This window comes from Luteibacter anthropi (genome assembly GCF_011759365.1).
Lineage (GTDB): Bacteria > Pseudomonadota > Gammaproteobacteria > Xanthomonadales > Rhodanobacteraceae > Luteibacter > Luteibacter anthropi.
In genome coordinates, this window is the sequence record NZ_JAARLZ010000001.1 from 466,443 (window position 1) to 487,502 (window position 21,060).

The 21,060-nt window shown below is 63.0% G+C and carries 15 protein-coding genes and 1 pseudogene; 10 read left to right on the forward strand and 6 right to left on the reverse strand.

Going from position 1 to position 21,060, the window contains the following annotated elements:
• Positions 1-106: 106 nt before the first annotated feature.
• On the reverse strand, positions 107-463 hold the full coding sequence (locus HBF25_RS01935; protein ID WP_166946032.1) for a DUF1428 domain-containing protein: 357 nt from the start codon (positions 461-463) through the stop codon (positions 107-109).
• A 243-nt stretch (positions 464-706) separates the two neighbouring features.
• On the opposite strand from HBF25_RS01935, the gene HBF25_RS01940 reads away from it, so the two are divergent.
• The 8 genes from HBF25_RS01940 to HBF25_RS01975 all read left to right on the forward strand — a co-directional run bounded on the left by HBF25_RS01940 (position 707) and on the right by HBF25_RS01975 (position 15,017).
• Positions 707-1,711: a glucokinase gene (locus HBF25_RS01940; RefSeq protein ID WP_166946034.1), complete on the forward strand. Its 1,005-nt coding sequence runs from the start codon at positions 707-709 to the stop codon at positions 1,709-1,711.
• Positions 1,708-4,062: a beta-N-acetylhexosaminidase gene (locus tag HBF25_RS01945; RefSeq protein ID WP_166946036.1), complete on the forward strand. Its 2,355-nt coding sequence runs from the start codon at positions 1,708-1,710 to the stop codon at positions 4,060-4,062. Before HBF25_RS01940 ends, HBF25_RS01945 begins: the two co-directional genes overlap by 4 nt.
• A 130-nt stretch (positions 4,063-4,192) precedes the next feature.
• A complete protein-coding gene (locus tag HBF25_RS01950; protein ID WP_166946038.1) occupies positions 4,193-7,372 on the forward strand; it encodes a TonB-dependent receptor in 3,180 nt (1,059 codons plus the stop codon).
• A gap of 9 nt (positions 7,373-7,381) precedes the next feature.
• The gene (locus HBF25_RS01955; RefSeq protein ID WP_166946040.1) at positions 7,382-8,743 is read left to right on the forward strand and encodes an APC family permease; all 1,362 of its coding nucleotides are present in this window, start codon (positions 7,382-7,384) and stop codon (positions 8,741-8,743) included.
• 4 nt (positions 8,744-8,747) lie between these two features.
• Positions 8,748-11,456: a glycoside hydrolase family 2 protein gene (locus HBF25_RS01960; RefSeq protein WP_243852950.1), complete on the forward strand. Its 2,709-nt coding sequence runs from the start codon at positions 8,748-8,750 to the stop codon at positions 11,454-11,456.
• Between the two features lie 10 nt (positions 11,457-11,466).
• A complete protein-coding gene (locus HBF25_RS01965; protein ID WP_166946042.1) occupies positions 11,467-12,477 on the forward strand; it encodes a LacI family DNA-binding transcriptional regulator in 1,011 nt (336 codons plus the stop codon).
• A 12-nt stretch (positions 12,478-12,489) separates the two neighbouring features.
• On the forward strand, positions 12,490-13,311 hold the full coding sequence (locus HBF25_RS01970) for a sulfotransferase family protein (protein ID WP_166946044.1): 822 nt from the start codon (positions 12,490-12,492) through the stop codon (positions 13,309-13,311).
• Positions 13,308-15,017, forward strand: a complete 1,710-nt coding sequence (locus HBF25_RS01975; protein ID WP_166946046.1) for a bifunctional sulfate adenylyltransferase/adenylylsulfate kinase — start codon at positions 13,308-13,310, stop codon at positions 15,015-15,017. The genes HBF25_RS01970 and HBF25_RS01975 overlap by 4 nt, the downstream gene beginning before the upstream one ends.
• A 28-nt stretch (positions 15,018-15,045) precedes the next feature.
• Here the strand turns inward: HBF25_RS01975 and HBF25_RS01980 are convergent, their stop codons facing one another.
• From HBF25_RS01980 to HBF25_RS02000, 5 genes are all read right to left on the reverse strand, one after another.
• Complete coding sequence (locus HBF25_RS01980) at positions 15,046-15,366, reverse strand: hypothetical protein (protein ID WP_166946048.1); 321 nt, start codon at positions 15,364-15,366, stop codon at positions 15,046-15,048.
• A complete protein-coding gene (locus HBF25_RS01985) occupies positions 15,363-15,935 on the reverse strand; it encodes an RNA polymerase sigma factor (protein WP_166946050.1) in 573 nt (190 codons plus the stop codon). The genes HBF25_RS01980 and HBF25_RS01985 overlap by 4 nt, the downstream gene beginning before the upstream one ends.
• Positions 15,928-16,299 (reverse strand): DUF6249 domain-containing protein, encoded by a 372-nt coding sequence (locus HBF25_RS01990; RefSeq protein WP_166946052.1) that lies wholly within the window; start codon positions 16,297-16,299, stop codon positions 15,928-15,930. Before HBF25_RS01990 ends, HBF25_RS01985 begins: the two co-directional genes overlap by 8 nt.
• A 31-nt stretch (positions 16,300-16,330) precedes the next feature.
• Positions 16,331-17,773: a serine hydrolase domain-containing protein gene (locus HBF25_RS01995; RefSeq protein WP_243852963.1), complete on the reverse strand. Its 1,443-nt coding sequence runs from the start codon at positions 17,771-17,773 to the stop codon at positions 16,331-16,333.
• A gap of 174 nt (positions 17,774-17,947) precedes the next feature.
• A complete protein-coding gene (locus tag HBF25_RS02000; RefSeq protein WP_166946056.1) occupies positions 17,948-18,697 on the reverse strand; it encodes an AraC family transcriptional regulator in 750 nt (249 codons plus the stop codon).
• 92 nt (positions 18,698-18,789) lie between these two features.
• Between HBF25_RS02000 and HBF25_RS02005 the strand changes: the two genes are divergently transcribed.
• Entirely contained in the window at positions 18,790-19,707 is a 918-nt protein-coding gene (locus HBF25_RS02005; protein WP_166946058.1) for an NADP-dependent oxidoreductase, read from the forward strand.
• A gap of 204 nt (positions 19,708-19,911) precedes the next feature.
• Positions 19,912-21,034: pseudogene (locus HBF25_RS02010) on the forward strand (IS3 family transposase).
• Positions 21,035-21,060: the final 26 nt, after the last annotated feature.

Consider the following 21,060-nt stretch of genomic DNA (forward strand, 5'->3'; position numbering starts at 1 on the left):
ACTTGGCGTATATTTTATACATATACGCCAAAGCGAATAAATTGAATTTATACGCCATGGCGTATGTTCGCACCGCTTCCGGCGACGTAGCGAATTCGATACGCCGTTAGCCCGGCAAGCTGACGACCGATGTAAAGCCGCCAAAAATCATGCGCTTGGCGTCGAAAGGACAGTCACTGGCGGCGGCCATGCGCGGGTCGTCCATGAACTTCGCCATGCCCGCATCGCGGGTGGCCTTGTCGGGCCATTCGACCCACGAGAACACAACGGATTCCTCCTGCTGTGCCTGCACGGCACGGCGGAAGTCGGTGACCTTGCCGTCGGGCACGTCATCACCCCAGCACTCCACCACCCGCAGGGCCCCCACTTCCAGGAAGAAGGGATCGAAGGTGCGGGCGTGTTCAATGAACTTTTCGCGGTTGGCGTTGGGCACGGCGATGACGAAACCATCGATGTAGGACATGACTCTCTCCTGGCATGAGGGCGGCCGGGATGGCCGCCTTCATGTATACGACGAATGAGCGCCCACGGTATCGACATGAGCTTCCGCGGAGTCGTGGCGACGCCTTGCACCCGGTTCCATCCCTGTTGCGGCATGTCTTGACACCGGTGTCAGTCCCGTTACACCCTGATGTCCAATCCGGTGCGGGGGCATGCGGATCACGTGATTCACCCGTGGGTTTCAAAGGGGTGGGGGACATCGGGAATGCAATTTCTTGCGGGCGATATCGGCGGCACGAATGGCCACGTCGCGCTTATGCGCGCTGCCGACGATGGGACGGGCGTTTTCGAGACGCTCGCCTATCGCGTGTTTCCCTGTGCCGCGTTTCCCTCGCTTGCCGCGCTGCTCCACGCATTCATCGAGGCGGAGGTGCGCACCCCGGTTGCGCATTGCGTACTGGCGTGTGCCGGTCAGGTGATGGGCGACGAGGTGGTGAACGACAACCTCCCGTGGCCCGTGCGGATCGACGACTTGCGCGCCACGCCTGGCCTGGTCGAGATCGCGCTCCTCAATGATTTCGAAGCCCTTGCCTACGCCATCGACGGTCCGTTGGCCGCCAGTGGCAGGCATCTGTGCGGGCCGTCCGATCGAGGCCCGGGGCCGTCCCTGGTGGTCGGCCCGGGCACGGGGCTGGGTGCGGCCTTGCATGTGCCCGGTGTAACCCGGCCAACCGTACTCACGACGGAAGCCGGCCAGATGGATTTCGCACCCCACTCGTTGCGTGAGCGCGACGTACTCGCGTGGATTGCGCCGGAAGGGGGCTATGTACCGGTCGAAGCCATCGTATCGGGGCCGGGTCTGCTGACCATCTACCAGGCGCTTTGCGAGCTTGATGGCGAGACGCCGGTGCTGGCGACACCGAAAGACGTCACGACAACGGCCTCGGCGCAGGCCAATCCGCAGGCCGTGGAGGCGGTGGAGCTGTTCTGCGCCGTCCTGGGAAGCTTCACCGGCAGCCTTGCCATGACCTGCGTGCCGACGGGAGGCATTTTCCTTGCCGGTGGTTTCCTGTCTTCGCTGTTCGATCTGCTCAAGCGCAGCGCGTTCGAAGAGCGTTTCCTGCATGGTCGCAGTGCGCGTCCCCTGCTGGCGCAGGTGCCGGTGTGGGTGACCGAGCATGGTTGCCATGGCGTGCAGGGAGCCGCGCGCTGGTTTCTGGGGCGTCGCGAAGTGCCCGAAGCCACGTTGTCCGAGGGGCTGGTCGCATGAGGCAGCGTAAGCCGACGCGATGTAAACGCCACTTCGTACTGACGTGTGCCGCCATAGTCATCGCTGTGCACGCGATAAGCGGGTTCGCCACCGCTGCACCGGTACCTGCGTGGTCGCTGGTTCCCATGCCCGCCGTGGTGAAGCCGTCGGGTGCCGGCGTGTTGGACATTGGCAATGGTGCGGGCGTCGTCGTACGTGGAAGCGATGACGCGGCCATGGCCGCTGTCGTGAATCACTTCGTGCAGCGGGTCGCCGACGTGCGTGGGCTGACGATAGGCAAAACAACGAGCGGCAACGCGCCCGTGGCGGTGACGTTCGATGTGCGCCCGGATGCGGCTGTCGTGGGTGACGAGGGCTATGCACTGGTTATAGGCCCGCAAGGGATTACCGTCACGGCCCGTACCGCACGCGGTGCGTTCTATGGAAGCGTGACGGCGTGGCAGCTGTTGACGCCGCCGGGCTGGACACGAGGTGCCATCGCACATGTGCCCTACGGCACGATCGAGGATCACCCCCGGTTTGCATGGCGCGCCCTGCTGCTGGATTCCAGCCGGCACTACCAGGACGCCGACAAGATCAAGCGGCTGATCGACTGGATGTCGCTCGACAAGCTGAATGTGCTCGTGTGGCATATCACCGATGACCAGGGCTGGCGTCTGCCGGTACCGAAGTATCCCGAGCTGTCTACGGCGGGTGCATGTCGCGACGCCGTAGGTAATGACAGTGAGGTGTCGGGCGGGCGATCCAGGCCTTATTGCAAGGTCTACACGGCAGCCGAGATCAGCGACATCGTGCGCTACGCCGCTGAGCGCTACGTCGACATCGTTCCAGAGATAGATCTTCCCGGGCACTCGCAGGCCACCATCGCCGCCTATCCCTGGCTGGGCGTGACAGGCAGGCGCCCGGCCGTGTGGACCGACTGGGGTGTCAGTCCCTGGCTGTTGAACCCGAACGCCAGGACGCTGCGATTCGTCAATGACGTGATGGACGAGGTCATGCGCCTGTTCCCGTCGCGCTACGTCTCCATCGGCGGCGACGAGGCGGACAAGCAGCAGTGGAATACCTCGGCTGAGGTCAATGCGCAGATGACGGCGCTGAAACTGGCCAGCATGGATGAGCTGCAAGGCTGGTTCATGCAGCAGGTCGCCACGTACCTCGTCGACCACGGTCGCACCCCGGTGGGCTGGGACGACGAAGTAGCCGCTGGCGTGGCGCTGCCACGCGGGCAGGTCGTGATGTCCTGGCATGGCGATCACGACGAGCGCGTGGCGCTTGCGGCGCTTCGCCAGGGGCACGATGTGGTGATGACGCCGCAGGAATCGTTGTACTTCGATCACCTGCAATCCGGGCACCCGGACGAATGGGCCGGGCCGCCGCCCGAGGTGACGTTGCGCCAGGTGTACGACTCGCAGCTGGTGCCGCCGGGTACTAATGCAGACGAAGCGAAGCACATCATCGGCGTGCAGGCCGGCCTGTGGGCCGAGCAGATGCTGACGTTCGCACACACCCAGCATGCCGCGTTCCCGCGTATCGCCGCGCTGGCGGAACTGGGCTGGTCGGCGCCCTCGGCTCATGACTGGAACGGATTCCTGGCACGACTCCCCGCTCAGATGGAGCGTTATCGCGCCTTGGGCATTGGCGTCGCGGATACCGCCTTCGCGCCGACGTTCCAGTTATCGCGTGCGACGGGCGGCGCGTTCAGGGCGGTGCTCGACAACCAGGTCCATAGTGGTTCCATCCGCTACACCACCGACGGTACAGCGCCGTCGGCGACATCCGCGATGTATGCGCAGCCGCTCACGATGCCCGCCGGGGTGACGTTGCGAGCTGCAACGTTCGCACCGGACGGCAGCGTGCTCGCCTCGGCCCGGTCAGTCCAGGTCACCGAAGCTACCCTGTCAAGTCGCGACAGCACTGCACTGGAAACCTGCTCGGGTGAGCCGCCGTCGCGCTTGCAGGGCAGCAGGCCGGCACATGGCCCGAGTCCGGTGTATGCCGTCGAGATCGGAAACGCCTGCTGGATGTGGCGCATGGCAGACGTAAAGGGCGCCAGCCACGTCGCCGTGACGGCCGAAAAGCTGCCGTGGCGCTATGGCGACGAAGCCCGGGGCGCCGTAGTGCGTGGAAGCCACGATGGACAAGACGCCATCGAGATCCATGCAAACGCCTGTGATGGCCCACGGCTCGCGACGCTGCCGCTTGGTCGCGCCACGCCTTTGGGTAGTCAGGTGCATCTGGAAACGAAGCTTTCCACGCCCATCGCGGCGGATGCGCATGCCTTGTGTGTGTTTGTGACCGGCGACCCTCGCGAGGGGCAGTGGGCGCTGGGAAGGATGTCGTTCTCGAAGTGAAGTAACGCGGTGCGCGGGGGCGCGCCGGGGGTTTGGGGAAAACAAGCACTGGCACCACGACGGCGTGCGCTTTCGCGCGCGTCCGGGCATTACGCGTTCCTGGCAGGCAACAGTCACGAGGTCACGGCCCATGTCCACACCACTTTGTAAGCATCCCTTGTCGTTCGCTATCACGCTGACGCTGCTGGCTGTCGCTTCGACGTCGGCAAGCGCTTCCACGTTCTTCGATATCCGGCAGGACGCGCAAGCCGCGCCGCCCGCAACGCCGGCCGCGCCGAAGAAAGAAGGCGACAAGGACGATCAGGACGGCGCCAGGAAGGCTGTCGACCTCTCGGGCGTCACGGTTACCGGCGTGCGCGCATCGCAGATGAAGGCGATCGACGTAAAACGCGATGCCGACAAGATCCAGGACAGTATTACCGCCGAGAACATCGGCGCGCTGCCCGATACGACGATTACCGATTCGCTTCAGCGCATCACTGGCGTGCAGATCAATCGCGATGCGGGCGTGGGTACATCAGTGGACGTCCGCGGCCTGCCCCAGGTGGGCACCATGCTCAATGGCGAGATCTTCATCACGGCGGACCAGATCGATTCCCAGCAGCCGGATTTCAGCATGCTGCCGTCGACGCTGTTCCATGGTGCGGACGTGGCCAAGTCGGCGACCGCCAGCGAAACCGACGCGGGCATCAGCGGTGCCATCGACCTGCATACCTACCGTCCGTGGGACCTGCCTTCCGGTTTCACGTACAGCTACTCGGCCAATGGCGAACGCGGTTCGACCACGAAGCACACGGGGCCCGAGGGCAACGGCCTGATCTCCTATAACGACAACGGCCGCTGGGGTTTCCTGATCTCGGGTGACTACTCCGATACCCGACGCATGAACTCCACCGAAGGCCTGGACCAGTATGGTGCCGTGCTCAACGGCGAGAACGCGGTCAGTTCCGGCGGCTACAACGGCTTCCTGACGCCATGGAACGGCGCACCCATTCCGTCGAAGATCGTGCAGAACGCCGATGGCAGCGTGGACGTGAACGGTGACGGCAAGTCGAACGGCGTTTTCCTGGGTAGCCAGAACTTCGGCGTCAACCAGATCATTACCGAGCGTAAGCGGAAATCAGGCAATGCCTCGTTCCAGTTCGATATCGGTAACGGCTTCAGCCTGACGAGCGATTACTTCTATTCACAGCAGCACGAGTTCGATCGTAACGTCGGTATCCAGTTCAACTCCACCAATTGGCAGGGCGCGACCTATGTGCCGCTGCAATCGCGGGATACCGGCCGGCCGGCACTTGGCCAGTACGGCACGCCCGAGCCTGGCTGGGAAGGATCGAATATCTTCACCACGCAGGTGTACCAGAAGTGGCCGGGCGACGTGGAATCGTATTCGCAGATGATCCGCAAGTTCTCCGTGGCGAAGAACCTGAACCTGCAGCTGGACTATGACGACGGTGGCCCGTTCACCGCATCATTGCGGGGTATCCACGACACGGCGTCGCAGTCGCTCCAGGAAACCGATGTCAACGTATCCGATTCGGATGGCGCCCTGTGGCCCAATGTCCTGAAGGATGGCGTACCCGACGACGCCGTGCCGCCCGGGACGATGGTGTATCCCGCCGCACTGGGTGGTAACCGTGTATTCAATCCCTCGGGTATCCCGCAGAACACCTTGCCCATCGTGGCCGACTTTCGTGGCCGCTACCTGAAGATCGATACACCGGCCGAATTGGCGGCAGCATTCGCCAATCCGGCCGCCTGGACGATGAAGACGCTCGAATCGTCGGGCAACTACGACCGCAAGGTGGCCCTCAACGCCTTGCGGTTCGACGGCAAGTTCGACTTCAACGATGGGTTCAAGCTCGAATTCGGCCTGCGCAACAGCATCCGCAATGCAAGCAACAAGGGCTGGACCTTCGAGACCCCGGTGTATGGCGGCATGGGTGCGAGCGATCCGAACGGGTGTCTGGTGCGCTATGTCGGCGCCGACGTGGTGTTGAACAGTGGCTCGTGTACGGCCGGCAACGACCAGGGCTATTTCCGTGCCGGCCCGCTTTCGGCCATCTCCATGCCGAATACGGTCGCACCACTGGCGAGCAACTTCAAGGCCTACAACAACTTGCTCGGGTCCGGCATCAACTTCTGGGCGCTCGACCCCGATGCCATGAAGAATCCCGAGGCGTTCTGGAAGTCGCTGTATCCCGATACCGTTCGGGTTGGCGAGCCGGGTACCACGTGGGGCGTGCGGCTCAAGGAGCTTTCGGGTTATCTCCAGGGTGACTTCAACGGCACGATCGGTGATATGCCCTATAGCGGCAACGTGGGCGTGCGCATCATCCAGAGCAAGCTCAACGTGACGCAGCACCTGACGGGCGCACCGGGTGCCTATGGTGACGAGCCGGAAGACGTGGGTACGGATATCACCCGGCGATCGTACCGGGACATCCTGCCGTCGCTGAACTTTGCACTGGACGCGACCGACAGCCTGAAATTCCGCTTTGCCTATTCGAAGAACATGATGCCGCTGAACCTGAGCACCTGGGCGGGCGGCCTGACGCTGAACTACTCGTTGTCCGAGACGCCCGATGGCCCGGTGTTCCGCGTTGCCAACGGTACGTCCACCGGCAACCCCAACCTCAATCCCTGGCGTTCCACCAATTTTGGCGCCTCGGCCGAGTACTACATCAACCCCACCAGCATGATCAGCCTCGCGCTGTTCCGCATCAATGTGGACAGCTTCATCAAGAACGGCAGTGTCACCAACTGCACGCTGCCCGATGAAGACGGCGTGGTACGCAATCACTGCATCGTCATTACCCAGCCCGTGCAGGGCACGGGCAACAGCATCAAGGGTGCGGAATTCGACTATCGGCAGGGCTTTACCTTCCTGCCAGGCATCTTCTCGAAGACGGGCATGGAGCTGAATGCCACTTACGCGCCCAGCAATTCCGGCGAGCGCGACCTGGCAGGCAAGAAGATCCCGTTCCAGGACAACTCCACCAAATCGGGCAACTTCATCCTGTGGTACCAGGACGACCGCTTCCAGGCGCGCGTGGCGTACAACTACCGCTCCCGGCGCGCGGTATCCGACAGCGTTGGCGGCATCACGGGCCTGGAGCTGTACGAGGCCCCGCAGGAATACATCGATGCGTCGGTCTCCTACAAGTTTGCCAAGCAGATGGAAGTGTTTCTCAACGGCACGAACCTGACCAACGAATACCAGCGCTATTACCTGACATGGTCGAACCAGCCCGGGCACTCGACGTTCTCCGAGCGCATGTTCATGTTCGGCATTCGTGGCCAGTGGTAGGGGGACATCATGAGTGAGCGTAACTTCCATCGGTCGATCGGGGTTTTCTCCGGTACCGCCATCAACATGACCCAGATGTGCGGCATCGGCCCGTTCATCACCATCCCGTTGATGGTGGCGACCATGGGCGGTCCACAGGCCATCGTCGGGTGGATCGTGGGCGCCTTGCTGGCGATGGCCGATGGGCTGGTGTGGGCAGAGCTGGGCGCGGCCATGCCGGGCTCCGGTGGCACCTATGTCTACCTGCGCAGGGCGTTCCAGGAGCGCAGTGGCAAGCTCATGCCGTTTCTCTTCATCTGGACGATGCTGCTGGCGATTCCCCTGCTGATGTCCACGGGCATCATCGGCATGGTGGAGTACCTGCAATTCTTCTTCCCCGGCATGGGCTGGTGGACCGCGCATCTGGTGGGGGTGGTGGCAACGGCTCTGGTGACGTGGTTGCTGTACCGCCGCATCGAGTCGGTACGCATCATCACCATTGCGCTTTGGGTGATCATGCTCGTTTCGATCATCGGCGTGGCGGCAGCCGGGTTCTCGCACTTCGATGCCCGGCTGGCATTCGATGTCCCGCCGGGCGCGTTCGGTCCGCATTTCTTCGCCGGACTCGGCGGGGGGCTCATCATCGGCGTCTACGATTACCTTGGTTACAACACCACGGCCTATATCGGCGACGAGCTTCGTGATCCCGGGCGCACCATGCCGCGCACCATCATCATTTCGATCACCGCGATGATGGTGATCTATCTCCTGCTCAACATCAGCGTGCTGGGCGTGGCGCCATGGCAGGAGATCGCGACATCCAAATCCGTGGCATCGCTGGTGGTAGAGCGGAGCTGGGGCCATGCGGCTGCGGCGGTGATGACCGTGCTCATCATCGTCACGGCGTTGGCATCGGTGTTCACCGGTCTGCTCGGCGGTTCGCGGGTACCGTACGAAGCGGCACGTGACAAAGTGTTTCTTTCGACATTCGGCCGGCTCCATGGGAAGGAAGGTTTTCCCCATATAGCCCTGCTGACCATGGGTGCGGTCACGGCGGCCGGCACCTTCTTCGACCTGACCGAAGTCATCAACATGCTGCTGACGGCGATCATCCTGGTGCAGTCCATCGCCCAGGTCGTGGCCCTCATCACGCTGCGGCGGCGCGAGCCGGGGCTTCACCGGCCTTACCGGCAATGGCTCTATCCGGTGCCCTGCATCATTGCGCTGCTGGGCTGGATATACGTCTACGTATCCGCTTCGACACTATCGTTGTTGCTTTCGGGTGCATGGATCATCGCCGGGCTGGTTGTTTTCCTGGTGTGGGCGCGTGTGAATGCCGCATGGCCGTTCGCGCCGCAGGAGATCCAGCGCACGGCAGCCAGGGAGCATTGACGCCATGCAGAACGCAGTACGAACGATCTTCGTGACCGCCATCGTGATGGGCGTGGCCCTTGGCCCAGCCGCGATGGCAGGTACCACGTACGCCGATACGCGCGTTGCCGCGGAGGCAGGAACCGCCAACCCCATAAGCCGGTGGCAGATCCAGGACGACGCGAAAGCCCAGCAAGGCGGCGCCGCGATCTCTGCCAGTGGTTTCGCCACCAGGGAATGGTATCCGGTCACCGGACGCGCCACCGTGATGGCCGGCCTGCTGGAAAACGGCGTCTTTAAAGACGATGTATTCCACAGCGACAACCTTCGTGCCGTGCAGGTGCCTGACGCCAGCGGCAACCTCTTCGTGACGCCGTGGTGGTACCGGGCGGGTTTCGACCTGCCAAAGGCAGCCGCAAAGCGATACACGCTGCTGCGCACCCACGGCATCATCTCGGCCGCAGATGCCTGGGTGAACGGGCAGAAGGTTGCCGACCGCGCGGATCTGGCAGGGGCCTATCCCGAGCACGACATCGACGTCACCCGCTGGGTACACGCAGGTGCCAATGCGGTGGCCTTCAAGGTGTATCCGGGTGATCCGCGAATGAGCCTGTCCATTGGCTGGGTGGACTGGAATCCCACGCCGCCGGACAACAACATGGGGCCCTGGCGTGGGGTGGACATCGTCCAGACGGGACCCGTGGCGTTGAGTGCACCGCATGTGATGTCCACACTGTCGGCAGACCTCAAGCAGGCGACCCTGGCCGTGAGCGTCACGGCGACCAACCTGGATACGGTGGCCCATGACGTCACCGTCTCGGGCACCGTTGCCGACAAGCCGGTGCAGCAGACGATCCGTCTCGCCCCTGGTGAGGTGAAACGGGTATCGCTGGCCTCCGGATCGACGCCAGCGGTGACGCTGGACAACCCCAGGGTGTGGTGGCCCGTTGGCATGGGCGACCATCCGATCTATCAGATGGCGTTGACCGTGACGGTCGATGGCGCTGCGTCGGATCGCTCGGCAACAACGTTCGGCATTCGCCGCGTGGAATCCACGCTCACCCGCCAGGGCTATCGCCAGTTCACCATCAACGGCCAGCCCCTGCTGATACGCGGTGGCGGCTGGGCGCCCGACATGTTCCTGCGCGACGATCCCGCGCGCATGGAGGCCGAGTTCAGCTATGTGGTGAACCTGGGCATCAACACCATCCGCAGCGAGGGCAAGCTGGAGAACGACCGGTTCTACGACCTGGCCGACCGCAACGGTATCCTCGTGCTGGCCGGCTGGGAATGCTGCGACAAGTGGGAGGCCGCCGCGAAGACGGGCGGCGAACCCTGGAACGACGCCGATATGCGGGTGGCGAAGGCGTCGATGGCCAGCGAGGCCCGCCTGTTGCGCAACCATCCTTCGGTGATCGGCTTCTACATCGGCAGCGACCATGCCCCACCGCCGACGCTTTCGAAGATGTATACGGATACGCTTCGCGACGAAGGCTGGTCGTTGCCTGTCATTTCCGCCGCCGTGGATGAGAAGACGGAAGAGGCCGGCCCATCGGGCATGAAGATGGCGGGCCCCTACGACTGGATTCCGCCGTCCTATTGGTACGGGGACAAGCAGGGCGCAGCCTTCGGCTTCGATTCGGAAGTGAGTGCGGGTGCGGTGATTCCTCGCATCGAAGATGTGCAGCGCATGCTGTCGGTGCAGGAGCAGGAAGCCCTGTGGAAGTACCCGCAGGCGCGTCAGTACCACGCCTCGGCCGACTGGTCGACGTTCGCCGTGCTCACGCCGTTCGATACCGCACTGGCAAAGCGCTACGGTGCACCGACGGGCCTTGCCGACTACGTGGCGAAGGCACAGCTCGATAACTACGACAACGTACGTGCACAGTTCGAAGCCTTCAACGCCCGCATGGGAGCTGATAACCCTGCCACTGGCGTCATCTACTGGATGCTCAACAGCGCCTGGCCGTCGTTGCACTGGCACCTGTACGACTACTACATGAATCCGGCCGGGGCCTACTACGGCGCAAAGAAAGCCAACGAACCGGTGCACATCCAATATTCGTACGATTCGCGTTCCGTCGTGGTGGTGAACCACACATTGGATGAATGTCACGGGCTGAAGGCGTTGGTAAAAGTCCGCAACCTCGATGGCAGCGTGCGCTACCAGAAGCAGGTCGAGGATATCGAACTTGCGGGAAACCACGCGCAGCCGGTGCTCGATCTGCCGTCGGTCACCGGGTTGTCCACGGTCTATTTCGTCGAACTGGAACTTGCCGGCGCGGACGGCAAGCCTGTCAGTCGCAACGTCTACTGGCTGTCCACGCGTGAAGATACGCTCGATTGGGCGAAGTCCAACTGGTACCTCACACCAGTGACGCAGTACGGCGACTTCACGGCCCTGGCATCCTTGCCGAAAGCGACTCGCAAGGTCCAGGTCTCCACCGTTCGTGAAGGTGATGAGGATGTCACCCGGGTGACGCTGTCCATCCCTGCCTCATCGCCATCGGCCGCCGTACAAGAGCACCTGACGATACGCCGCGGCGCGAAGGGCGACCTTGCGCTGCCCGTGAGGTGGACTGACAATGACGTCACGCTATGGCCCGGCGAATCCGTCGTGCTCACGGCGCGCTATCCGGCGCAAGGCTCGGTCGGTACGGTGGTCGAGGTATCCGGTTGGAATACGCCCGTGGAGCAGGTGGCCGCGGGAGTCACCCAGGGAACGAAGCATTGAAGAGGCCTTCATGTCGCGCGTGACCATCAACGATGTGGCTCGTGCGTCCGATACGTCGAAGAAGACCGTTTCGCGCGTGCTCAACCAGGAGCCTGGCGTGCGTGCGGAAGTGCGCGACCGCGTCATGGCCGCCGTGGCCGAGCTCAATTACCGGCCACTCGCGTCGGCGCGCAGCCTCGCCTCCAATCGCTCCTTCATGATCGGGCTGCTCTACGACAACCTGTCGCCCAGCTATGTCATGGAAGTGCAGGCGGGCGTGCAGGAGGCCTGCGAGGCGCAGCAGTACAGCATGATGGTGCAGCCGCTGGATTCCACGGCGAAGGATTTCATGGAGCGTGTCGAGGGCATCCTCTGGCGGCATCGTCCCGATGGGCTGGTCCTTACGCCACCCATCACGGACCACCCGGCGCTGCTCGCCCATCTGCGCGCCACCGACGTGCCGTTCGCCTCCATCGCACCGCGCAAATCCAAGGGCATCGCCGGGGTCATCCTGCAAGAGCGCGAGGCCGCCGCCGCCATGGTGGATCACCTCGTCGCGCTGGGACATCGCCGCATCGCGCACATCATTGGCGACCCGAAGCACGGCGCAGGCGTATGGCGCCTGGCCGGGTACCGCGACGGGATGAAGCGTGCCGGGCTGGAGGAGCGTGCCGACTACATGGTGCAGGGCCAGTTCTCCTTCGAGTCGGGCGTGAAGGCGGCCCGCCAGCTGCTGAGCCTGAAACAGCGGCCCACGGCCATTTTCGCGGCCGACGACGATATGGCCGTCGGCGCCATCTGGGCCGCGGCCGAAGCCGGCGTGCGGGTGCCTGACGAGATATCCATCTGCGGCTTCGACGACACCACGATTGCGACACGCGTGTGGCCCCTGCTCACGACAGTGCACCAGCCGGTGCGCGACATGGGTAAACGGGCCACGGAAGAACTCCTGCTGGGCCTGCTCGGCAAGGGCGATCCCCGCATGGTCGAAATGGATTACCAGATGCGCCTGCGTGCATCCACGGCGCCCGCACCCCGATAGAGGAAACACCGCATGTCAGAGCGCCGGTTCCATTTCATCTCCGGCCTGCCCCGCGCGGGCACCACCTTGCTCGCCGCGATCCTCAACCAGAATCCGCGCTTCCGCGCCGGCATGACCAGCCCTTTGGCCGACATCATGGGCGTGGTGGTGGCCGAGGCCAGCAGCAAGAACGACTTTGCCTTCGACGTCACGGATGAGCAGCGCGTGTCCCTGCTACGCGGGCTGGTGGAAAACTTCTATTCGGTCGATGCGCGGCCGGAAGCGGTATTCGACATGAGCCGCCTGTGGTGCAGCCGCATGGGGCTGCTCAATACGTTGTTCCCCGGCGTGAAGGTTATCGCCTGCGTACGTCAGCTGGCCTGGGTGCTGGACAGCATGGAACGGCTGGTACTCAAGCAGCCGGTGAGTGTCAGCAAGGTGTTTCGCTACGACACGAACACGACGGTGTACTCGCGTGTCGAGGCACTGACCGATCCGCGCGGGATGGTCGGGTTTGCCTATCAGGCGACCAAGGAAGCGTTCTACGGCGAATACGCGCGCGATCACCTGTTGTTGCTGACCTATGAAAGCCTGGTTCGCAATCCAGAGGCAGCCATGCGAGCGGTATACCGTTTTCTTGGCGAACCCTGGTTCAATCATGACTTCGACAACATCGCCTACAGCGCCGACGAATTCGATGCGCGCGTGGGCATGCCGGGACTGCATGTCGTTCGAGCCAGGGTCGAGGCCGTGGAGCGCACACCCGTCCTGCCGCGCGAGGTCTTCGGGCGCTTCGCCAACGAGGCGTTCTGGGCGGATCCGAAGAACAACGTCAACCAGGTGACGATCGTTTGACCACGCTGGTCGAGCCGCACGGCGGAGTGCTGAAGGAGCTATACCTGCCCGAGGCGGAGGCTCTCGCTGCAAGGCGTGCCTCCGGTGCGCTTCCCAGCGTGGTGCTCGATCACCGGCATCTATGTGATCTTGAACTGCTTCTGGATGGCGCGTTTTCGCCGCTGGACGGTTTCATGCGCGAGGCGGATTACGATGCCGTCGTCGATGGCCTTCGCCTGGCCGATGGCACGCTCTGGCCCATGCCCATCGTGCTCGACGTTTCCGAAGACGCTGCGGCATCGCTTTTGGTCGGTCAGGATATCGTGCTGCGTGATGGGCAAGGTACAGCGCTGGCGCTGCTCACCCTGTCCGACATCTTTCGCCCGGACAAGGCCCGTGAAGCCTTGCAGGTCTACGGCACGCTGGATGTGCATCATCCCGGTGTCGCCGACCTGCTGAAGCGAGGCGGGGTCTATCTGGGCGGTCGTGTTCACGGCTTGCAGCGGTTGGCTCATCACGACTTCGTCGACCTGCGGACGTCACCTCGCCAGATGCGTGCCTACCTCGCCAATCAGGAATGGGAGCGCATCGTCGCCTTCCAGACGCGCAACCCGCTGCATCGTGCGCATGTCGAGCTGACGCAACGTGCCATGGCTGCCGTGGATGGAAAGCTCCTTCTGCATCCCGTCGTCGGGCGTACCAGGGACGGGGATATCGACACCTACACGCGCGTCCGCTGCTATCGCGCGTTGGTGAAGCACTATCCGGCGAAGGCGGTGAAACTGTCGGTCCTGCCACTGGCCATGCGCATGGCGGGACCACGCGAAGCGTTATGGCACGCCATCATCCGCAAGAACTTCGGCGCGAACTTCTTCATCGTCGGTCGCGATCATGCCGGCCCGGGAAAGGATGTGTCTGGAAGGCCGTTCTACGAGGCACGAGCTGCCCAGGCTCTGGTCCAGGCCCACGCCGACGAGCTGGGTATCACGGTGCTTCCCTTCGCTCCCATGGTGTATTCGGCCGTGAGACAGGCCTATGTCGCCACCGACGAACTGCATCCGGGTGAAACCGCAAGTGACGTCTCGGGCACCGAACTGCGCAAGTACCTGCGTGACGGTAGCCCTATCCCGGCATGGTTCACCTATCCGGAAGTGGAAGCCATCCTTCGCGAGCGCTTTCCGCATGCGGCAAACCGCGGATGCGCCGTTTTCTTCACGGGGTTATCCGGCGCCGGCAAGTCCACCCTCGCACAGGCGCTCATGGCCAGCCTTCTCGAAAACACGGGGCGGCAGGTCAGTCTGCTCGATGGCGACGAAGTGCGGCAAACCCTGTCCGCCGGCCTGGGCTTTTCGCGTGCCGACCGCTCGGCAAACATCCGGCGGATCGCCTATGTGGCAGCGGAAATCGTCCGTCATGGTGGCATGGCGATCTGTGCCCCGATTGCTCCCTATGCGGACGATCGGGCAGTGGCGCGTGCGCTGGTGGAGGTGCATGGTGATTTCATCGAAGTGCATGTGAGCACGCCCCTCGATGTATGCGAAGCGCGCGATGCGAAAGGACTCTATGCACAAGCCCGCTCGGGGGCGCTTAAGCACTTCACCGGCATCAGCGATCCTTACGAGACACCGGACTCCCCGGAGCTTCGCCTTGATGGCTCGGAGCAGTCGCCTGCCTTTCTCGCAGCCCGCATTGTCGAGATGCTTCGGGAGCGTGGCTTGTTGGGTTGACCTCAAGCTTGCGCCGCGCTGGCAGTATCTAGTCGTCGGATTCCGCGAGGCCCCAGCCCAGGCCGAGCAGCGACATGCCGCCTACGACAAGCAACAGGGCGATGGCGGCGGTCGAGGGGCGACTATGCATCCAGTCGCTCCACCCGGCATGCAGCACGGGGCTAGGCCACAGGCTGAGGCAGCCTGCGATCAGTCCGACACCGGCACCGGCCACCGCTAGCCAGGGCACCGGACGACGGCGTGGGGGCAGGCGTTGCATGAGTCGATCAGTGAAACCATCGTCCGCGACCGGGCCGTCGAATCCTGCGCGCAGCAACGCGCAGATTGCATCGTCATTGTCGGGTGTCATGCGGTGTCTCCGTGATGATCGGTATCTTGCCATGGGGTAAGCCACTGCTTCAGCTTCTGCTTGCCGCGTAATGCGTGGCTCTTCACCGTGCCCAGTGGCATGCCGAGTACATAGGCTGTCTCTTCATGGCTCAGGTCGAGCTGAAAGCAATGCAATAGCACCGCCTGTTCGCCGTCGGACAAGCGTTGCATGGCGCGGGAAAGATCCAGTAGCAGGTCGAGCGGCTGCGGCGGTGCCGATAAGGAGGCAGTGGCCTCGTCATCACTACGGACATCGCTCCAGCTTGTCCTGCGTCGCGCCTGCAGGAAACAGCTATAGGCAATGCGGTAGAGCCACGTGGAGAACAGCGCATCGCCACGAAACTGGTCCAGTTTCTTCCACGCCTGCAGGAAGGCTTCCTGCGCAAGATCATCCGCCGTGGCGTCGTCGCCATGCGTCAATCGCCTGAGCTGGGCGCGCACCATGCCCTGGTGCCGACGCACCAGCTGGTCGAATGCCCGTCGATCGTCGCTGGACAGGACGCGCCTGATGAGCGCCCTGTCCATGTCGCCGATGCCGCTCTCAGCCATGCGCCTCACCACGCTGGTTCAACCACCAGCTGGCGAGATAACCGAAGCCGGTCATCAATGGCAGGAGGCCGAGCCCCCAGAGGCTGCGGATGCTCAAGCCATCGTCCAGGTGGCCGGGCAGTGCGAGTAGCATCATCGTCAGGCCAAGACCTCCGCTGATGAGTACCAGTGCACGGCGCCGCTCCGAGTACTCCACGCGCTGCTCGACGAGCAATTCGTGAGGCAGCGTGACGCCCTTGTCGGCCAGCTCCAGCAGCATGCGATAGCGTGCCTGTGTCTGCATGTGGCGATAGCGCAATACGAAGAAGATGGCCAGCACGGGGGCTGCCAGTACGATGAGGGGAATCAGGTAGACGGCATCCATGGGATCGCTCCGGTCATGATCGAATAAGGTGTCAAGGCGCCGGTGATGCCGGCGCTTCGGCGGCAAGCAGGTCGGCGATGTGTTCGACGAGCATCCAGTGCTGCGTCGGTCCTTCGTTGCTGGTAAGCGCCACGATGGCGCCGGTCTCCCATACGATCTGCAGATTGGCCGTGGTCCCCTCGATGCCGCCCGTATGGCCACGGATATGCACGCCGTGGGACAGCCGGTCACCGAAGCCCGCGGCGTACGCCCCTGGTCCGGCCGGTACCTCGTCGTCGAACAGTGTCGACAAAGTGGCCGCGTTGACCAGTTTGCCATCGCGCAGCGCCGTGGCGAAGGCGATCAGGTCGGCGTTGGTCGAGTAGCCGCCACCGGCCGGGCCACCCTTGGCGCCGAGCTTCATCCATGCGGCTTTCCAGTCGCGGGAGAAAACCCCTTCCCGGTAGTAGCCGGTGGCAAGGCGGGGGGTGACATCGTCCAGCCTGTCGAAGCCGCTGGATGTCATGCCGGCGAGGGCGAATACATGATGCTGGATGTAGTCGTCGTAGGTTTCTCGCGACACCTTTTCCACGATCCGGCCGAGCAGGACGTAACCGGCGTTACTGTAGTTCCACTGCTTACCGGGCTCGCCAGTGACGGGCTGGTGAGCGATGAGACTCAGGTAGTCCTCGGGATCGATATAGCGTTCGCGGTGCTGGAAGTATTCGTCCACCATGAAGTCGCCCAGCCCGGCGGTGTGGTGCAGCAGTTGCCACAGCGTGATGCGTCGGGCGAGTTGCTGGTCGGGATATTCGGGTAACGCCTCCGCCAGCGTTGTCTTCCAGGAGAGCTTGCCGGACTCGACGAGCTGCGCGATCGCGACGGCGGTGAACATCTTGCCGATCGATCCGACATGGAACCGGGTGTGATCGTCGATGGGCACGGCAAACGATCGCTCTGCCATGCCCCGGCACTCATTCACCAGCACCGCCCCGGCGACCTTGACCGTCACGCAGCCTGAGAACCCGTCGGCAGTGGCAAGCCTGTCGATAGCGCCTCTTACGAGTCTGGCGATCTGCTCTTGGGATACAGGCCCCTTCGGCCATGTCGCGTAAAGGCCGGCATCCTCCATGGGGAAGAGCGTGGCCTGGGCGAGCTTATCTGGCTGCTTCGGATCGACAACGAGGACAAACAGACCCTGCCGACCGTCGCGGCGTGCCCTGACCGCCAGCTGGAGCATGCCGGGCTGGTGCGCATCGGAGCGACGATCGACGACATCCAGGCCGCCGCTTTCACGGTTGGCGATCATCAGCTCACTCAGGAAGGCCGCGCGGTCGTCCTTGGGCATGGTTGGCGCGATGACACGCTCGGCCCATGTCCGCAGTGTGGCCGGGTTGTTCGTGTCGATCCGTTGGACCAGCTGATCGCCCAGCTTTCCTTCGGGCGAGTCCTGAATGGCAATCGCGGCGTTTACGGTGAAGGGTAGCGCAGCCAAGGCCGCCGCGAGGGTTGCAATGCGGAGTGTGAAACGGATTCCTTTACGACGTGCCAGGTGCGACGCAAGCATCTCGGTACCTTCCGTTGGGTGGTCTCGAAGGCTTGGATGCGTGGGAGGCGTTGTTTGGATGCAGGATCACTTCAGCGGTGAACGGTCACTGCGCGTTTGCGCCTATGGTGGAGTCAGATCGGCGAATGCCGTGGGCGTCATCGTAGTGACCTGGCGAAACGCATGCGCGAAAGCGGCCGTACTGGCGAAGCCGACATCGCGCGCAACCTTCGCCGGCGCATCGCCGCGCCCCAGATGCTCCATGGCTCTGACGATCCGCGCGCGCTGACGCCAGGCCTTCAACGTCAATCCGGTTTCGCGCGGAAACAGCCGGCTCGCGGTGCGTGCCGATGTAGCCGCCCGCTGGGCCAGCGTGTCCAGGTTCAGTCGCTGGTGCGGGTCGCCAAGTAGCAGTTCCGCGAGGCGCCTTGCGGCGGGGCTTGAAGGCAGCGGCAGGAAGGTGGGGGCTTTCTCCATTGCAGTGAGCTCGTGCAACATGAGCCGCAGCATGAGATCAGCTTTGTCTGACGCAGGATCGCTCCCGATGGACTCAGTGAGCAAGGATCGCAGTAACGGTGTCACTCGTAGTGCAAAGGCTCGATCAAGCAGGCCTTGGCCAACCCAGGCGCCTAGCGCGGATGACTCCCAGTGGACCATCCACAATTCGGCGTCCGTCACGATATCCAGCCGGTGAGCCACACCTGGCGGCACCCAGGCTGCCAGGTGCGGTGGCACCAGCCATACGCCGTCGTTGGTGTGGATCTGGACCATGCCTGAGGCGGCATAGGTCAGTTGCGCTTCCGCGTGTGCATGCAGGGGCAGGCTTTCATCAGATCGCTTGACGACACGGCTGATGGTGTAGGCATGGCTCATGGTTATTGGCGTCTTGGCGATGTGGGATGGCGTCACATCGATAAAACGGCAATCTATCATCGTCCGCGTCCACCATCCAGCGGAGTACCACGATGAAGGCAGTAGTCATCCATGAATACGGCGCCAATGACGTTGTTGAAATTGCCGATGTGGCTCGGCCCGCCCCGGGGCCCGGTCAGATCCTGGTCAAGGTGCAGGCGGCGGGCGTCAACCCTATCGAGTGGAAGATCCGCAACGGCGCTGGGCAGCGCCTGGGCATGACTCTGCCTATCTATCTGGGCAGCGAGCTGGTCGGTACGGTCGCGGAGGTGGGCGAGGGCGTTGAAGGCTTCATGCAGCACGAAAGCGTATTTGCCCTGGTGCCCTCCGGTGCCTTCGCTGAATACGCCGTGGTCGAGGCCGTTGACGTTGCGCACGTTCCGGCAAACCTCACTATGGTCCGGGCCGCCGCATTGCCTTTAGCGGGACTTACCGCATGGCAGGCCCTGTTCGACAAAGCGAGCCTCGTCGGCGGCCAGCGGTTACTGATCACCAATAGCTCTGGTGGCGTAGGTTCACTTGCCGTGCAGTTCGCCAAGGCTGTCGGTGCTCATGTCACCGCTGTCACGTCCTCGCGCAACGAAGCGTTCGTTCGCGGCCTGGGCGCCGACGAAGTCATCGATTACACCAGCCAGCCGTTCGAGGAACAGGTTAGCGACATGGACGTGGTCTTCGACACGGTCGGCGGCGACACCTTCGAACGCGCCTTCCAGACGCTAAAAAAAGGTGGCTGCATGGTGACGGCGGTGGCGTTTCCGTCCGACGAAGCACGACGTCATGGCGTGCGCGTGGAGCGCGCCTTTACCGTCTCCAATGCGAAGCAGCTCAACGAAATCACGGATTTGGTCGAGGCGGGCAAGGTGACGCCTCATGTCGAAGCGATACTTTCGCTTACCGACGTCAGGGAAGCGCTAGCGCTCTCGGAAGCGGGGCGTTCTCGCGGGAAGATCGTCCTGCAGATTGCTGGGTGATAGGCAAAGAATCGCGTAGTATAAAAATCTTAAGTCGTGGTCTTGCTTGCGAAACTGGCGAAGAGGGTGGGATTCGAACCAGCTGCAAGCTGCGTGCACGCTGGATTTTCAGCCGTGCCATTGGTGACCCCATCCCTGCCATTAGTGGCATTTCGAAGTAGAGTGAGCCGGTGAAACCGCCCCTGCGAGGGATACGGTTTTGCCATGAAAAAGACCAAGTGCAGCGAAGAACAGATCGCCTTCGCCCTCCGCCAGGTGGAGACCGGGACGAGCATCGCCGAGGTCTGCCGGAAGATGGGCATCTGTGAGGCAACGTATTTCAACTGGAAAAAGAAATACGGTGGACTGGGTCTGCCCGAGCTCCGACGGCTCCGGCAGCTGGAAGAAGAGAACCGCAAGCTGAAACAGCTGGTTGCCGACCGGAGCCTGGACAAGGCCATGCTGCAGGACGTTCTGCGAAAAAACTCTGAAGCCGGCGCAGCGCAAGGCGCTCGCCGGCACCCTTCAGCAGACCTACGGGGTGAGCATTCGCCGCTCGTGCGCGGTGATGCGGCTGTCGCTAACCGGCTGGTACTACCGGCATAGACGACCGATCATGGACGCTCCGCTACGACAGCGGATGTGTGAGATCGCTCAGGTCCGCGTGCCTACGGTGCGCGGCGTATCCACGTGCTTTTGCGTCGGGAAGGCTGGGCGTAAACCACAAGCGGGTACATCGAATCTACGTACAAGCCGGCCTTAATTTGCGGACACAACGGCCGCGGCGCCGCAAAGCGGCGGCGACCCGTCTGGACCGCCCAGTCCTGACGACACCGGATCAGCTGTGGAGTATGGACTTCGTGGCCGATGCACTCTTCAACGGTCAACGCTTTCGTGCGCTGACCATCGTCGACAACTTCACCGGGGAATGCCTTGCCATCGAGGTGGCCCGCCGTCTTCGCGGCGAAGACGGCGTCGCGACCCTGGATCATTTGCGGCAGCGTCGTGGCAGCCCCACATGCATACAGGTTAATAATGGCCCGGAATTCATTTCGATGGCTTTGGACTGGTACGCCTGCGAGTATGGGGTCACGCCGGATTATTCGCGTCCCGGAAAACCCACCGACAACCCGTTTATCGAGTCCTTCAACGGTTCGCTGCGCGACGAATGCCTGAACGCCCACTGGTTTCTATCGCTTGCAGACGCACGGGAAAAGATCGAATCTTGGAGAGCGGACTATAACCATTTCCGCCCACACTCGTCCTTGCGGATAGGATGCCAGCGCAGTTCGCGGAGGCGTTCCGCAAAGGATCAAAACCCGACGACAGCTCCACTTTAAGGTGCTAACGATTTGGGGATGGGCTCACAATCTA

What these genes read in the sequence shown, in the direction of transcription:
- HBF25_RS01980 (WP_166946048.1), bottom strand. Translation starts at nt 15,366, where the DNA reads ATGACACCCGACAATGACGATGCAATCTGCGCGTTGCTGCGCGCAGGA.
- HBF25_RS02005 (WP_166946058.1), top strand. Translation starts at nt 18,790, where the DNA reads ATGAAGGCAGTAGTCATCCATGAATACGGCGCCAATGACGTTGTTGAA.
- HBF25_RS01960 (WP_243852950.1), top strand. Translation starts at nt 8,748, where the DNA reads ATGCAGAACGCAGTACGAACGATCTTCGTGACCGCCATCGTGATGGGC.
- HBF25_RS01945 (WP_166946036.1), top strand. Translation starts at nt 1,708, where the DNA reads ATGAGGCAGCGTAAGCCGACGCGATGTAAACGCCACTTCGTACTGACG.
- HBF25_RS01935 (WP_166946032.1), bottom strand. Translation starts at nt 463, where the DNA reads ATGTCCTACATCGATGGTTTCGTCATCGCCGTGCCCAACGCCAACCGC.
- HBF25_RS01950 (WP_166946038.1), top strand. Translation starts at nt 4,193, where the DNA reads ATGTCCACACCACTTTGTAAGCATCCCTTGTCGTTCGCTATCACGCTG.
- HBF25_RS01955 (WP_166946040.1), top strand. Translation starts at nt 7,382, where the DNA reads ATGAGTGAGCGTAACTTCCATCGGTCGATCGGGGTTTTCTCCGGTACC.
- HBF25_RS02000 (WP_166946056.1), bottom strand. Translation starts at nt 18,697, where the DNA reads ATGAGCCATGCCTACACCATCAGCCGTGTCGTCAAGCGATCTGATGAA.
- HBF25_RS01970 (WP_166946044.1), top strand. Translation starts at nt 12,490, where the DNA reads ATGTCAGAGCGCCGGTTCCATTTCATCTCCGGCCTGCCCCGCGCGGGC.
- HBF25_RS01940 (WP_166946034.1), top strand. Translation starts at nt 707, where the DNA reads ATGCAATTTCTTGCGGGCGATATCGGCGGCACGAATGGCCACGTCGCG.
- HBF25_RS01990 (WP_166946052.1), bottom strand. Translation starts at nt 16,299, where the DNA reads ATGGATGCCGTCTACCTGATTCCCCTCATCGTACTGGCAGCCCCCGTG.
- HBF25_RS01965 (WP_166946042.1), top strand. Translation starts at nt 11,467, where the DNA reads ATGTCGCGCGTGACCATCAACGATGTGGCTCGTGCGTCCGATACGTCG.
- HBF25_RS01985 (WP_166946050.1), bottom strand. Translation starts at nt 15,935, where the DNA reads ATGGCTGAGAGCGGCATCGGCGACATGGACAGGGCGCTCATCAGGCGC.